The organism is Mesorhizobium sp. M0296, from assembly GCF_040321675.1.
Classification (GTDB): Bacteria; Pseudomonadota; Alphaproteobacteria; order Rhizobiales; family Rhizobiaceae; genus Mesorhizobium.
On sequence record NZ_JAMYRZ010000008.1, the window covers coordinates 154,767 to 169,097 of the forward strand.

At 62.4% G+C, this 14,331-nt stretch carries 10 protein-coding genes and 1 tRNA gene; 5 read left to right on the forward strand and 6 right to left on the reverse strand.

Annotation, left to right across the window (positions count from 1 at the left end; all coding sequences use genetic code 11):
* Positions 1-309: 309 nt before the first annotated feature.
* The 6 genes from NKI97_RS10830 to phaC all read right to left on the reverse strand — a co-directional run bounded on the left by NKI97_RS10830 (position 310) and on the right by phaC (position 8,204).
* A complete protein-coding gene (locus tag NKI97_RS10830) occupies positions 310-2,826 on the reverse strand; it encodes a primase-helicase family protein (RefSeq protein WP_352833991.1) in 2,517 nt (838 codons plus the stop codon).
* Positions 2,827-3,335: 509 nt separating this feature from the next.
* Positions 3,336-4,178, reverse strand: a complete 843-nt coding sequence (locus NKI97_RS10835) for a hypothetical protein (RefSeq protein WP_352833993.1) — start codon at positions 4,176-4,178, stop codon at positions 3,336-3,338.
* A complete protein-coding gene (locus NKI97_RS10840; protein WP_352833995.1) occupies positions 4,175-4,387 on the reverse strand; it encodes a helix-turn-helix domain-containing protein in 213 nt (70 codons plus the stop codon). The genes NKI97_RS10835 and NKI97_RS10840 overlap by 4 nt, the downstream gene beginning before the upstream one ends.
* A 286-nt stretch (positions 4,388-4,673) precedes the next feature.
* A tRNA-Glu gene (locus tag NKI97_RS10845) sits at positions 4,674-4,748 on the reverse strand.
* A gap of 174 nt (positions 4,749-4,922) precedes the next feature.
* Positions 4,923-6,098 (reverse strand): YcbK family protein, encoded by a 1,176-nt coding sequence (locus tag NKI97_RS10850; RefSeq protein ID WP_352833998.1) that lies wholly within the window; start codon positions 6,096-6,098, stop codon positions 4,923-4,925.
* Positions 6,099-6,368: 270 nt separating this feature from the next.
* Positions 6,369-8,204, reverse strand: coding sequence for a class I poly(R)-hydroxyalkanoic acid synthase (phaC, locus tag NKI97_RS10855; protein ID WP_352746069.1), 1,836 nt, complete (start codon positions 8,202-8,204; stop codon positions 6,369-6,371).
* 97 nt (positions 8,205-8,301) lie between these two features.
* Between phaC and NKI97_RS10860 the strand changes: the two genes are divergently transcribed.
* From NKI97_RS10860 to recJ, 5 genes are all read left to right on the forward strand, one after another.
* Entirely contained in the window at positions 8,302-8,688 is a 387-nt protein-coding gene (locus tag NKI97_RS10860; protein ID WP_023678887.1) for a hypothetical protein, read from the forward strand.
* A gap of 40 nt (positions 8,689-8,728) precedes the next feature.
* Positions 8,729-9,946 (forward strand): LL-diaminopimelate aminotransferase, encoded by a 1,218-nt coding sequence (locus NKI97_RS10865; RefSeq protein ID WP_023678886.1) that lies wholly within the window; start codon positions 8,729-8,731, stop codon positions 9,944-9,946.
* A 40-nt stretch (positions 9,947-9,986) separates the two neighbouring features.
* Positions 9,987-11,300, forward strand: a complete 1,314-nt coding sequence (locus NKI97_RS10870; protein ID WP_352454459.1) for a homoserine dehydrogenase — start codon at positions 9,987-9,989, stop codon at positions 11,298-11,300.
* A 202-nt stretch (positions 11,301-11,502) separates the two neighbouring features.
* A complete protein-coding gene (gene glpX, locus NKI97_RS10875; protein ID WP_352834001.1) occupies positions 11,503-12,486 on the forward strand; it encodes a class II fructose-bisphosphatase in 984 nt (327 codons plus the stop codon).
* A 60-nt stretch (positions 12,487-12,546) separates the two neighbouring features.
* A complete protein-coding gene (recJ, locus tag NKI97_RS10880) occupies positions 12,547-14,331 on the forward strand; it encodes a single-stranded-DNA-specific exonuclease RecJ (RefSeq protein ID WP_352834004.1) in 1,785 nt (594 codons plus the stop codon).

Sequence of the window (14,331 nt, forward strand, 5' to 3'; positions counted from 1 at the left end):
ACCGGAACGTCCGTACTTTTTGCCCGGTCTAGGCGGTCCGTGGCCGGTCCGGCGCGTCGTACCGCTAACTCATTGAAATCGTTGGTCTGGTCTAGGTGGTCTAGGCGGTCCGGGTATTTTCCCAATTCCTTTCCTAGAAGCACTGCGCAGCCACGGAGCCGGCTAGCACCCAAACCCCGGTAAACCGATTCTTCCATAATTCTAATTTTCACTTAGACCACCTAGACCACCTAGACCGCTCATTGAAATATAACGTTTTTTCGGTCCCGAACCGGTCTAGGTGGTCCGGGGTATCTTCCGTTTTGCTCATCAAAGTTCGTTCCAATCCAGTGGGGAGCGGAGCAAATCGGCGAAAGCCTGCCGGCAGACTTCCAAGGCGGGTAGGACAAAGACATAAGCGCGGGCCGTCCCAACTCTGATCCGCTTCGTATCGATTGAAGGGCAGACCCTTTTCATTTCCTTGCCAAACTCGGCGTCGCTCATGACGCGGCCGAGCTTCGCCGCTTCTTTCTCGTAAGCGGCATAGGCGGCCTTCTTGTCGATCTCTTCCGGCCAGTCGCTGGCGTAGCCGAGTTCGCCGCGGCCGAGCGTTGTCATCCACCATCTGTCGAAAGGCGGAAGGCTTGCCAGTTTTTGATCGAGCAGCGCCTCGGTGTCGGGGACCACTCGTAGGTCAACACTGCTGAGATCGAACGTCTGTAGGTAGTGGAGCAGAGCGCCACGCCCTCCGAACTTCATCTGCTCAACAATCGATCCGAAATAGCCGGCATCCTGCTTGCGATGGTCCGCAACGTCGAAGACAGCAAACCTCCGTTCGTCCGTGCCTGCGGGAACAGCCCAGCGGGAGTTAGTTGTGACCAGGAGCCGAATGTTGTTCCGGACTTCGATTGCGTCGATGCCTTTGCGCTCGATGCGCATCCTGTCCGAAGTGATAAGATCCTTCAGCGCGCCGCCGGCCGCTGCTCGGTCGCCCGCCCAAAAGGCTTCTTCCGCCTGAACGAGAATAGCGCGCTCGAGATGTGCGTTGAACCGTCCGGTCAGATGATCGGGCTGGGAAACGACGACGTGGTGCGCAGGGAACAGTGAACCGACACACTGGCCGACGATCGACTTGCCGGTGCCTTGGCCGCCGCGGAGCACCAGGGCAACGCCCGGCTTGTCACCGGGTCTCTGCACCATCTGAGCGAAGAACCCGATAACCCATCGGAAGTGGTCAGCGTTGCCCGAGCACACGTTTGTTCGGACGTGATCCAGCAAAAGCGCGCAACTGGCGGTGGCGTCAGCCTGTACGGAGAAGCCTCGCCACAGATTGTAGGAGCCCGCCGGCGCGCCCTCTGGAGAGAACACTATACCGTCGTACTGGCGGCGTTTTGGGCTTTGAAGCCACAGGTCGAAAACGCTCCTGTCCTTTTTTGCGACCCTAAGCACGTCGTTAGCATACCAATGGCGCAACGTGTCGACGGCTCCGAAATCTGACTGCAGGCCTTCAGCGGTCTTCTTCTCCGTGACCACGATCGTTCTGCCGCCGGCGAGCACGACCGCATGATGGGCGTTCAGGCGATTGACGGCTGCGATCTCGCTGTCAGGCGCGGGTTCGTCGGCGGTCTCAAACGCATTTGGGTCAAACCAGTCGCGAGGCGCCTCTTTGGCAAAATACTGTATGCCTCCGTGGGCGTGCGAGTAGATCGTGACAGGCTTTCCGTCGCTGTAGATTATGGCCAGGTTCCTGCCGCGTCCGTATTCTGGCTCGAATGGATCCGCGCATGTGAGTTCGTGGAAACGGGTTGGGTAGTCGAGGACGTCACGAATGGTGACAGTTCTGCCGTCATCAAGAAAGATTTCGAAATCGTCGGTCAACTCATGCCGTTCGATCGCAGCGTGGATTACCTTTGTTGCGCGATCGGCCGGCACGCCGCGTTTGATCAGTGCCTCTACTCGAGCTTTTCGCCAAGCTTCACGCACGGGCGCGGCCTCTGGCTCTTTACCCTTTCGGATGGCTGCTTCGATGATGGCGAGCTTTGTCTTTTCGGCCTCCGACAACGGTGCGAGCAGCGAGGTGTCCAAAACGCCGCCGTCGCGATTCTTCACGATTGGCCTGCGTGCGCCGGGCTCCCGGCGAAGACGAGCATCGTCGAGCACAGCATCGGCTTCGTACCAGATACGACTCAGGCTCTGCGTTGCCACTCTGTCGATCAGGCTGCGAATTAGGACGGTGCCTGCCTTGGTGATGAACCCATAGCCCCAACCGCCAAGCACCAGTCGATCGTGAAGGCGGTCTGCAAAAAGATTTTCGTCGCGAACAGCGTCCGCGCCGGCGGCTGCGAAAAAGTACCGATGCTGTCCGAAGCGCTCGCCAAGCTGAGGCCCCGTCTCAGAGTTTTCGATCCCGCTGGAAACGGATGCCCGCATCACGAAAACCGCGTCGGCCATGGCCGGGAAAACCGAACTCAGCACCCCGCTAAGGTGGCCATCAGCAGCCTGAACGCGCTCCTGGACTTCGCGCGGCCAATCTCTCACGTCAAAATCCAAGCCAATGATCGCCGGCCCAACCGGGGCCTTAAAATGCTCATTCGTCTTGGAGATCACGTCGGGGCGACCAGCGGCATCATCAGCAGCTACCACTCGCCATTCAATTTGGCCGGCCGGCGGAGGAGCGAGAACGATAGCTTGGCGAGGCGTGAGAGATTCGAGCGTTGAGGCGAAGCCTTCAGCCACTTCTTTCGCGCTGCCCGCGAGTTCGATTCGAGCGGCGACGCCTGGCGAGATGCTGGCCAGTTTGGTTGCCACAGGCTTCCCGGCTTCGCCGACGCCATACGTCTTTGTCATCGGCCTGGCGCCGGTGTAGAGCGTGAACGAAAAGGAATGCTTGTCCGGCCACAGGGGACTCGGTCCGGCTCGCTTCGCAGCCAAGGCAGCCGATAGGTCTACAACTTGCGCCTCTGGCCGTTTTCGCGATATGCTCACTGTGCTTAGACCTTTCTTGGCCCGTGCGCTCCTGCAAGAGCCGCGGGCCTCTTACTTTGTGGTGTTGTCTACGACGAGCCGCAGATGCGGGACTGGAAGCCGGCGACGTCTGCGCACTGTCTTTGCAATCAAACCGTCCAAATCAGCCCGGTCGACATAGATCCGCCCCCGGTCGCGCCGCTCCGCGTTTAACTGGCCGCAAGCAATCCACTCGCGCACCCAGGCCGTCGAGCGCCGGGCGCGGATTGCTGCCTCGCGAACGGTTATGAACTCGGGCGGCTCGATTGGAGACGGGTAGCGCATTGTTTTCCCCTAGGTGGTTTGGTCGCGGCTGATTGTCGGGACAAAGGCTGTGCGATGCGACGCCGATTTTAGCGGCGGAAATCGTACAAAGCTCTAAGGTTCAGCGGATGGCCGTCGGTCTTGCCGATGCGGTACGAGATGCAATCTTGGTCATCAATCGCCCGCGCAAGGTCGGCGCCGCGACCGGACTTTTTGAAGCGCTCGACGAGAGGCGCCTGTTGCCACAGGATCAACAAACCCCGAACGGTCCCTGTGATGTAAGAGTGTTCCATCTCCACCAGTTCCTTGGCAGAGATACAATCTCTGCGTCGTGTTTTGACCGCTATGAGAAGGTCACCTCGCCAGCGATTGGCGCCCGCCCGGATGTGGCGGCCTTTCAGTCCCGTCTCGCTCTTCGGGATGCCTCGGTTGAGAAGATTGGCGACTTCGCCGTATAAGGGCGTGTCCTTGATTACGCCGAGCTCGGCGCGAAGCATCTCGCAGATGGCTGCGATGACGCGAGCGGCCGGCGAGAAGACCTTACTCTGCGAAACGACCCGCTCCTTTGCCAGGAGGTCACACACAAGCTGCTCATACCGCCAACCGCGCACGAGATCCTCGACAAGAGCTTGGCCGCCTGAAGCCTTTACGCCGGTCGCGGCCACCATCTCTGCTGCCCGTGTCCGGAACGCACCATCAATCGCCGCTTTAAACGAATTGACGTCGGTCAGCATGTTGCGGATAGCAGTCGGATAGGCTGGGTCGATCTCGATCGGCGGTCCCCAAGGCGACGGCGCAACCATCTCGTTCGCTCGGCGAAACCCTTCGACAAGGAAAGCTAGTAGGCTGGCGGGGTTCGGGTCGTCGTATCGAAATTCGTACTTCACTCGAGATCGTTCTGGCCTCTCGTAGCCGTCGATCGTCGCTCTCATGCTGCGCCCACGCAGCTTTCAAGGAACGCATCGGCGTCGATCCTTCGAACCAGCGTTCGCCCGCCCAGGCGGGCGGGAATCAGTTTCTTCTCACGGAAGAGCCGATAGAGCGTTGCGCGCGAGATCCGCAAATATTCAGCAGCCTCGTCAACGCTTAGTGCAGCGGATAAGCTAGTCGGAATGGCGCCCGCCCGTGTCGTAGGTTTCATGTCCATGTCCATTGCTTGAAATGCATCTAGACTTCAGGGTAGGTCAGCTTGTGCCATCCTGTCGAAGCACGAAAATCTACTCGGCGGGTTATACTGTTAGTCCGGATTTCGACATACGAATCGAAGCTGATGTTTCGATTGAGGAATGTTTTTCCAATTCTGGCTCGAAAAATTTCCCGCTACCAAAACCGACTGATTCTCGGTGGCTCATCGGAAGGCAACGAATTCGAGATCAACGAATTCGACAACGAATTTGCGGGATGGGGTGCTAAGTGCTTGATTTATCTGGTACGCCCAAGGGGAATCGAACCCCTGTTACCGCCGTGAAAGGGCGGTGTCCTGACCGCTAGACGATGGGCGCGCTCAGATGTGAGCGCTTATAGTTGCGTCGCGACAAACCGGCAACCCGTCTGCCGCCGGCTGCGACAACTTTTTTCCTTTGGCTCCAAACCGCGTCTTTCCGACAGCCAAGCTGGTTTTTGCGGCATGATGCAACGCCGCCGAAGGGCCTTTGCGGTGACGGAAGATCCTCGCCCTAGCCGCGCCTGCGGCAGCGCCAGTTCCAGTCGCGCTCGGGGCCGACATCGACGTGAACGGATTCGGTGTGGCAGTAGGTGCCGACGCCACCGCGGCCCGGCATGGTGCGGATGTAGCTCGCCAGTTCCCATTTCGAGACGCCAGGAACCTGGATATCGGCGGCGGCGCAGTACATGTGCAGCGAATTCTTTGCGCCGTTGGCGCGGCGGTTGCGGGCCGGATCGCGATAGCCGGAGGTGACCGTCATCTTGCGGCCGTAGTGGCCTTCGATCGTCTTCAGCACGCGAACCAGCGACGGCTTCAAGCAGGCGACATCGACGCTTTCGTTCTGTTTCAGGAGGCCGTTGGGCGCCAGCCGGGCAAGGCCGGCGGCGGAGGCGACCTGGTAGGCGCCACCCGAACCTTCGTCTTCGTTGAGATCGACGTCACTCTCATCGTCGAGGCCGGATTTGCGCTTGATCTCGAACAGCGCCGTCTGGCGCACGCCGGGCAGCGCATCGGCCGTGAAGTGGCTGGTATCGCCCGTCGACACCAGCTGCACCGGCTTTTCAGCCGGATCGGCCGAAGCCAGGGTGATGGTGGGTTTTGCCGCAGGCGTCGCCTTGGCCTGCACGACCGTTGGCTGCCCGCCCGATCTGCTGTTGGCCGGCGAAGAAGGTGCCGCCGAAGCAGGCGTGGCGCTGAACAGCGAGGCCAGGAAGTTTTTCTTCGGTGCGTAGGCCTGTGGCTGCGGCATCTCGCCGGCGGTCACATAAACCGGGTTGTTCATCGCCGGCGCGGCGGCCTTGGCGTCGGGCTTCGATGCATCAGCACTGTTCTGCGCCACGGCCTGATCGGCCGTCTGGGCGTTTGGGTGCAGCGGCTGCGGCGTGTGTCCCGCGATCGTCCCGGCTGCCGTGGGAACGGCGATCGGGAAGCCGGCATCGGGCCTGGCCCCTGGCTTGGCCACTGGCACATAGGCCACCTGCTCGGGAAGGTTGGCGTCACCGTCGGCATTCATCGTCATTTGTGCGGTCGTCATCTGCGACGATGATGCGGCCGTGCTGGCCTGGGGCGCACCGGCGGCCGTGCTGATTTCGGTAGCCGAGGTATTATAGCCTGGCATGCCGACCGACATGGTCGGGTCGCCGGCCGAGGTGCAGGACGCCAGGAGCACCGAGAAAAGCGCCGCCACAATGGCGCGGCTTTCTCCCTTCGCGAGGCGCGATCCTGCTGATCTCAAAACAAAATTCCCCCTCGATATCCGACCGGTTCGTCATTGGCGCGGCGTCGAAACGTCTCGTCGAAATGACCCTTGTTCCCCGAACCGGAAACGAGACCTGTGTCAAATCTGCAAGCCTCAAAGTAATTTGGCGGCTAGAGGATGAATCAAGGCTGCTCAGGGTTGACGGCACCATTTCGCCCGCTTTTGGCGGCGCGTCAACTCACCACACATTACAGATGGTTACACGCGCACCTTGACATAGGTGCCGGGGGCTTCGCCTAGAACTTGCATATGCTCGCCCGGTTTGCGGGCCGGTACGCGGGTATTGTCCCTGGCTTCGATCCAGCGTTGCCAGTGCGGCCACCAGGAACCGGGATGGTCGGTGGCCCCGGCGAGCCACTGGTCGAAGTCGCCGGCCGGCTTGCCGCCGGTCCAGTAGTGATATTTCTGCGCTGCCGGCGGATTGACGACCCCGGCGATGTGGCCGGAGCCGGCCATGACGTAATCGACCTCGCCGCCGAAATATTTCGAGCCGAGGAATACCGACAGCGCCGGCGCGATATGGTCCTCCTTAGAGGCGAGGTTGTAGACCGGCATGGTAACGTCCTTCAGCGAAACCGTGCGGCCCGCCAGTTCCATCATGCCTTGCGAAAGCCTGTTCTCGAGATAGCAATTGCGCAAATAGAAGGAATGGTTGGCAGCGCCCATGCGTGTCGAATCGGCATTCCAGTAGAGCAGGTCGAAAGGCAGGGGATCCTTGCCGCGCATGTAGTTGTTGACGACATAGGGCCAGATCAGGTCGCCCGAGCGCAGCATGTTGAAGGCGGTCGCCATCTTGGTGCCGTCGAGATAGCCTTTCTCGTTCATCGCCTTTTCGACGGCCGCGACCTGCTCCTCGTCGACGAACACTTTTAGATCGCCGGCATAGGTGAAATCGACCTGGGTGGTGAAGAAGGTGGCGGATTTGATGCGGTTGTCGCCTTCCTGCGCCATCAGCGCCAGGGCCGCCGCCAGAAGCGTGCCGCCGACGCAATAGCCGATGGCGTTGACTTGCCTTTCGCCGGTGGCCTTTTCAATCGTGTCGAGGCCGTATTGCAGGCCCTCCCTGATATAGGCCTCCCAGCTCTTGGCGCCGTGCCGCTCGTCCGGGTTGATCCAGGAGATGACGAAGACGGTGTGGCCTTGCTCGACTGCCCAGCGAATGAAGGACTTTTGCGGGTTGAGGTCGAGGATGTAGTATTTGTTGATCCATGGCGGGCAGATCAGCAGCGGCCGCTTGAGCACGGTGTCGGTCGCCGGATCGTATTGCAGGATTTCGGCGACGTCGCTGCGGCCGACCACCTTGCCGGGCGTGGCGGCGAGATTCTTGCCGATCTCGAAAGGCGAATAATCGGCCTGCCGCAGCTTCAGGTCGCCCTTGCCGGCGGCAATGTCCTCGGCCAGCATCTTCATGCCGCGCACCAGGTTTTCGCCGTTCGAGGCGACAGTCTCGCGAAACAATTCCGGATTGGTCAGGATGAAATTCGACGGCGAGATGGCATTGGACACCTGCTTGACATAAAAGCCGGCCTTGTGGCGGGTGTGCTCGTCCAGGCCGTCGGCGTGCTCGACCAGTTCGGCCGCCCAGCGCGAGGTGACCAGATACGCCTGTTTGAGGAAATCGAAGAAGGCGTTGCGGCCCCATTCCGGGTCCTGGAAACGCTTGTCGCCGCGCTCGGGCTTGACCGCGTCCTCGGCGTCCTCGGCGCCGGCGCCGATGCGCTGGACGGCGTTGGCCCAGACGGTCATGTAGCCGGAAAACAGCCGCGTTTGCGCCTCCAGCGCGCGCTGCGGGTCGGAGAGCCAGTACTCGGTGAGCTTGGAGAACGTCTTCACCATGTCGACGACCGGCTCGGCGACGTGATCGCGCACCTCGCCCTTTTCCCGCGGCTCGGCCCATGCCGAGGCGGCCTTGCCGGCCTGCTCGATCATGCGGGCCATGTTCAGAGCGAAGCGCTCCGGGTCCTTCACCAGATATTGCTCGACGGTCGAAGGTTGGTCATCTTCCGCTTTGCCCGAATCGGGTGTTTTGGACATGGTTCGCGGGGTTCCTCCCGAAGCGTTTTGTTGACATATTACCATGGGATATCGAACAGGGTCCAATGTGCTCTAACCCGGCCGCCAGGAAAACAATATGACGATTAATATTGGCAAGAACGTTTTTTCCGGCACTGGTCGTTTTTGCCGCATGGCGCTCGTCCTGTTGGCGATGGCCGGTTGCACGAGCAGCAACATAGAAGGTGCAGCGCCCGCCACCGGCCTTGTCGGCGCGAAGGACACCGGTTCCTATCCGAACCTGAACATCCGGCCGCAGGTGGCGGCCGAGCAATTCACCGACGAGGAAAAGAACGCCAAGCTCGCCCAACTGAAGGCCGAGGAGCAGAGCCAGGCCGCCAAGGGCGGCGGCGTCAAGGTTGCGGACCAGGCAGCGCTGGACCAGCTGGCAAAAAAACACGGCGCCGAGGCGCTGAAGCAGATCGAAGGCAAATGCGACCCCGCTCTCGACCCTAGTTGCAAATAAGCTTATACGCGCGACCGCAACCTCACTGTCTGGAACTGCCATGGAAGAATTTCACAAGGTCCGCCGGCTTCCGCCCTATGTCTTCGAACAGGTCAACCGGCTGAAGGCCAGCGCCCGTTCGCGCGGCGCCGACATCATCGACCTTGGCATGGGCAATCCGGACCTGCCGACGCCCAAGGCCATCGTCGACAAACTCTGCGAGGTGGTACGCGATCCGCGCACGCACCGCTATTCGTCGTCGCGCGGCATTCCGGGCCTGCGTCGTGCCCAGGCCAACTACTATGCCCGCCGCTTCGGTGTGAAGCTCGACCCGGACAGCCAGGTGGTGGCGACGCTCGGCTCGAAGGAGGGCTTTGCCAATATGGCGCAGGCGATCACCGCCCCCGGCGATGTGATCCTGTGCCCCAACCCGACCTATCCGATCCATGCGTTCGGTTTCATCATGTCGGGCGGCGTCATCCGCTCGCTGCAGGTCGAGCCGGACGACGGCTTCATCCCGGCGTTGGAGCGCGGCATCCGCCATTCGATTCCAAAGCCGCTGGCACTGATCCTCAATTATCCATCCAACCCGACGGCACTGGTCGCTTCGCTCGATTTCTACAAGGAGGTGGTGGCCTTCGCCAGGAAGAACGACATCATCATCCTGTCGGATCTTGCCTATTCGGAGATCTATTTCGACGGCAATCCGCCGCCTTCGGTGCTGCAGGTGCCGGGCGCCATAGACGTCGCCGTCGAGTTCACCTCGATGTCGAAGACCTTTTCGATGCCGGGCTGGCGCATGGGTTTTGCGGTCGGCAATGAACGGCTGATCTCGGCGCTGACGCGAGTGAAATCCTATCTCGACTACGGCGCCTTCACGCCAATCCAGGTGGCGGCGGCGCATGCACTCAACGGCGACGGCGCCGACATCGCCGAAGTGCGCGACGTCTACCGCAAACGCCGCGATGTCATGGTCGACGCTTTCAGCCGCGCCGGCTGGACCATTCCCGCACCGGCGGCTTCGATGTTCGCCTGGGCGCCGATCCCGGAGCCGTTCAAGCACCTGGGCTCGCTTGAATTCTCCAAGCTCCTGATCGAGCACGCCGACGTCGCGGTGGCGCCGGGCGTCGGCTTCGGCGAGCATGGCGACGATCACGTGCGCATCGCGCTGGTCGAAAACGAGCACCGGATCCGGCAAGCGGCGCGCAATATCAAGCGCTTCCTCGCATCCAGCGCCAAGCAGCCGAATAACGTCGTGCCGCTCGCCGCGCATCGCTGATTTTCTACACATCAACCGACTGAATGGGGCGTCGCCGGACATGGCTGAAGCGTTGCGTGTTGGAATTGCCGGGCTCGGCACCGTCGGTGCGTCGGTGGCCCGCGTGCTACGCGACAAGGCGGCCGAACTGACGCGGCAGTGCGGGCGCGACATCGTCGTGTCAGCGGTTTCGGCCCGCGATCCCAAACGCGACCGCGGCGTTGATCTTGGCACAGCACAGTGGTTCGACGACGCCGTCAAGATGGCGCAGACCGCCGAGATCGACGTGTTCGTCGAGCTGATCGGCGGCGACGAAGGCCCATCACGCTCGTCTGTCAAAGCGGCGCTCGAGGCCGGCCGACATGTCGTCACCGCAAACAAGGCGTTGCTTGCCAAGCACGGGGTGGCATTGGCCGAGATCGCCGAGAGGAAAGGCGTGCTGCTCAATTACGAGGCGGCGGTGGCCGGCGGCATTCCGGTCATCAAGACGATGCGCGAGGCGATGGCCGGCAATTCGGTGACCCGCGTCTTCGGCATCCTCAACGGCACCTGCAACTACATTCTGACGCGCATGGAAGCCGAGGGCCTGTCTTTCGATGCCTGCCTGAAGGATGCGCAACGGCTGGGCTATGCCGAAGCCGACCCGACCTTCGACATCGAGGGCCACGACACCGCGCACAAGCTGTCGATCCTGACCAGCCTTGCCTTCGGCACGAAGATCGCCGCCAACGATATCTACATGGAAGGCATCTCCAACATCAGCCAGGCCGACATCCGCGCGGCCGGCGATCTCGGCTACCGGATCAAGCTGCTTGGCGTCGCCCAACGCACCGAAAGCGGCATCGAGCAGCGCGTGCACCCGACCATGGTGCCGACGGCCTCGGTCATCGCGCAGGTGCACGGCGTCACCAATGCAGTGGCGATCGAAACCGACATCCTCGGCGAATTGCTGCTTTCCGGCCCTGGCGCCGGCGGCAACGCCACCGCGTCGGCGGTGATCGGCGACATTGCCGACATCGCCAAGAGCCGGCCTGGCTTCCAGCATGGTCCGGTCTTCGGCCGGCCGGCGAAGGAATTGAAGCCTTACAAGAAAGCGCAGATGCGCAGCCATGCCGGCGGCTATTTCATCCGGCTGACCGTGCACGACCGCCTCGGCGTCTTCGCGGCAATAGCCAAGCGCATGGCCGACAACGACATTTCGCTGGAATCGATCGTCCAGCATGCCGCCGGGCCGGAAACCGAGGCACAGAAGACGGTCATCCTGGTGACCCACGAGACGACCGAGGCGGCGGTGCGCAAGGCCGTCGACGGCATCACCAGGGACAGCCTTCTGACCGACAAGCCGCAAGTCATCCGCATCGAGCGGGCCGGATAGCAGTCTCACATTTTGCGTTTAATCGATTGATATTGCTGCGCTTTCAAAAAGGTCCAGCGCAGGTCTTGCTGTTGTCACGGGGCTTTGACACAAGAAGCGCGTCTCTGGCGGGAGGCTAATGCATGTCGCCCAAAAGTGTGCAGCGGTTTTGGGACAACGACATGCATAATAAAAACAAAGTGCCAACGAGGATTGTCCATCGATGAATGTGGCCCAGAACATTGTCGCCGGCCTCGACCGGATACTGACCATGGAATTGGTGCGCGTCACCGAACGCGCCGCGGTCGCGGCCGCCAGATTGCGCGGGCGCGGCGACGAGAAGGCGGCCGACCAGGTCGCGGTCGACGCCATGCGGCAGGAGCTTAACCGTCTCGCCATCAACGGCACGGTGGTGATCGGCGAAGGCGAGCGCGACGAGGCGCCGATGCTCTATATCGGCGAGGAGGTCGGTACCGGCAAAGGCCCGGCTGTCGACATCGCGCTCGATCCGCTCGAAGGCACGACGATCTGCGCCAAGAACCTGCCCAATGCATTGGCTGTTATCGCCATTGCCGAAAAAGGCAGCCTTCTGTTCGCGCCCGACGTCTATATGGACAAGATCGCGATCGGCCCAGGCTATGCCGACGGCATCATCGACATCGATGCCTCGCCGGCCGAAAACATCGCCAGCCTGGCCAGGGCCAAGGGCGTGCCGGTGCCGGAGATCACCGCCTGCATCCTCGACCGGCCGCGCCATGGCGCCTTGATCGAAGCCGTGCGGGCGACAGGCGCCGCGATCCGGCTGATCGGCGACGGTGATGTCGCCGGGGTCATCCATACCACCGACCCGGACGAGACCGGCATCGACATTTATCTCGGCACCGGCGGCGCGCCGGAGGGCGTGCTCGCGGCTGCCGCGTTGCGCTGCACCGGCGGCCAGATGCAGGGCAGGCTGATCCTCGATACGCCGGAAAAGCTGGCGCGCGCGGCCAAGATGGGGGTCTCCGACCCGAAACGGATCTACTACACGCAAGACATGGCACGCGGCGACGTGCTGTTTGCCGCGACCGGCGTCACCGACGGCAATATGCTGGCCGGCGTCAAGTTCGGCCGCAATTTCATCACCACGCACACGATCGTCCTGCGATCGTCATCGCGGACCGTGCGCGAAATCAAGGCCAGGCACCAGGATCTGGAAAAGTTTTGATTTCGACTCAGTTAGCCGTTGCATACTGTGCGCAATGACAAATTGCAGACGGCGCGTCACGTGACGGGGGAAAGACGCTTTTTCCTCGATGTCAGGCAGTCGGCCACCGGCGTTTCCTGGGAACACCGGCTGACCGAGCGTCAGGACATGGCCGCGCTCGCCATCGCGCAAGGTTCTGGCGTGCCCGACATCGTGGCACGCGTGCTGGCCGGGCGTGGCGTCACCGCCGAGCAGACCGAGCGGTTTCTCGATCCGACCATCCGCAACCTGCTGCCCGACCCGGCATCGCTGACCGACATGGACAGGGCCGCCGCTCGCATCGCCCAGGCGGTGATGGCCAGGGAAAAGGTGGCGATCTTTGGCGACTACGATGTCGACGGCGCCGCCTCATCGGCTCTGCTCAAGCGCTTTCTCGCACATTTCTCGGTGCCGTCGGAGATCTACATACCGGACCGCATCTTCGAGGGTTACGGCCCCAATCCGGAAGCGATGCGCGAACTCGTTTCGCGCGGCGCGACGCTGATCGTCACCGTCGATTGCGGCACCAATAGTGCTGCTTCCATCGACGCGGCGAAGGCCGTCGGCGCCGACGTCGTAGTGCTCGATCACCATCAGGTCGGCGGGCCGTTGCCGGCGGCGGCTGCGGTCGTCAACCCCAATCGCGAGGACGACCTTTCCGGACAAGGCCATCTTTGTGCGGCCGGCGTCGTCTTCCTTTGCCTGGTGCAGACCGCGAAGATTCTGCGCAGCCGCCTGCCGGATGCCGCACCGCCGGACCTGCTTGGCCTGCTCGACCTGGTGGCGCTTGGCACCGTCTGCGACGTGGTGCCGCTCACCGGCATCAACCGCGCCTTCGTGGTCAAGGGGCTGCAGGTGGCGCGGCAGCAGAGAAACGAAGGGCTGGCGGCACTGGCGCGGGTCTCGCGTATAGGCGAGCCGATCAGCACGTTCCATCTGGCCTTTCTGATCGGTCCGCGCATCAACGCCGGCGGGCGCATCGGCGACGCAGCGCTTGGCAGCCGCCTGCTTGCAACCGACGACCCGGTCGAAGCCCGCACCATCGCCGAGACGCTGGATCGGCTCAACCAGGAGCGGCAGTCGATGGAGCAGGAGATGCTGGCCGCGGCGCGCTCAGAGGCCGACGCCGAGCTTGCCGGCGGCAATGGTCCGGCCATCGTGGTCACAGCCAGCAGCGACTGGCACCCGGGCATTGTCGGCCTGCTTGCCTCGCGGCTCAAGGACCATGCGCGCCGGCCCGCGTTTGCCATCGCCTTCAACGCCAATGGTGTCGGTACCGGTTCAGGCCGTTCAGTGTCTGGCTTCGACCTCGGCCGGCTGGTGCGCGAGGCTGCCGATGCCGGACTTATCGTCAAGGGCGGCGGCCACGGAATGGCGGCCGGCATCACTGTCGAGCGGGCGAAGCTCGGCGAACTCAGGGCTTTCTTCGAAGAGCGCGCGGCGGTGGACGTGTTCCGCCTGCAAGGCGAGGAGAGCCTGGCGATCGACGGCGCGCTTGCCGCCGAGGGCGCCACGCTTGCGCTGCTCGATGCGCTTGAGAGGGCAGGGCCGTTCGGCGCCGGGCATGTTGCGCCGGTGTTCGCGCTGCCGCGCCACCGGCTTGTCGATGCGCGGGCGGTCGGCAGCAACCACATCCGCGCCGACCTGCAGTCGAAAAGCGGCGGCCGCATCCAGGCGATCGCCTTTCGCGCCGTCGACACGGCTCTTGGCGAATTCCTGTTCAAGAACAGGGGTAAGCCGGTGCATGTCGCCGGTTCGCTGTCGGGCAACCACTGGAACGGCAACCGCACGGTGCAGTTTCGTATCGTCGACGCGGCGCTTGCCTGA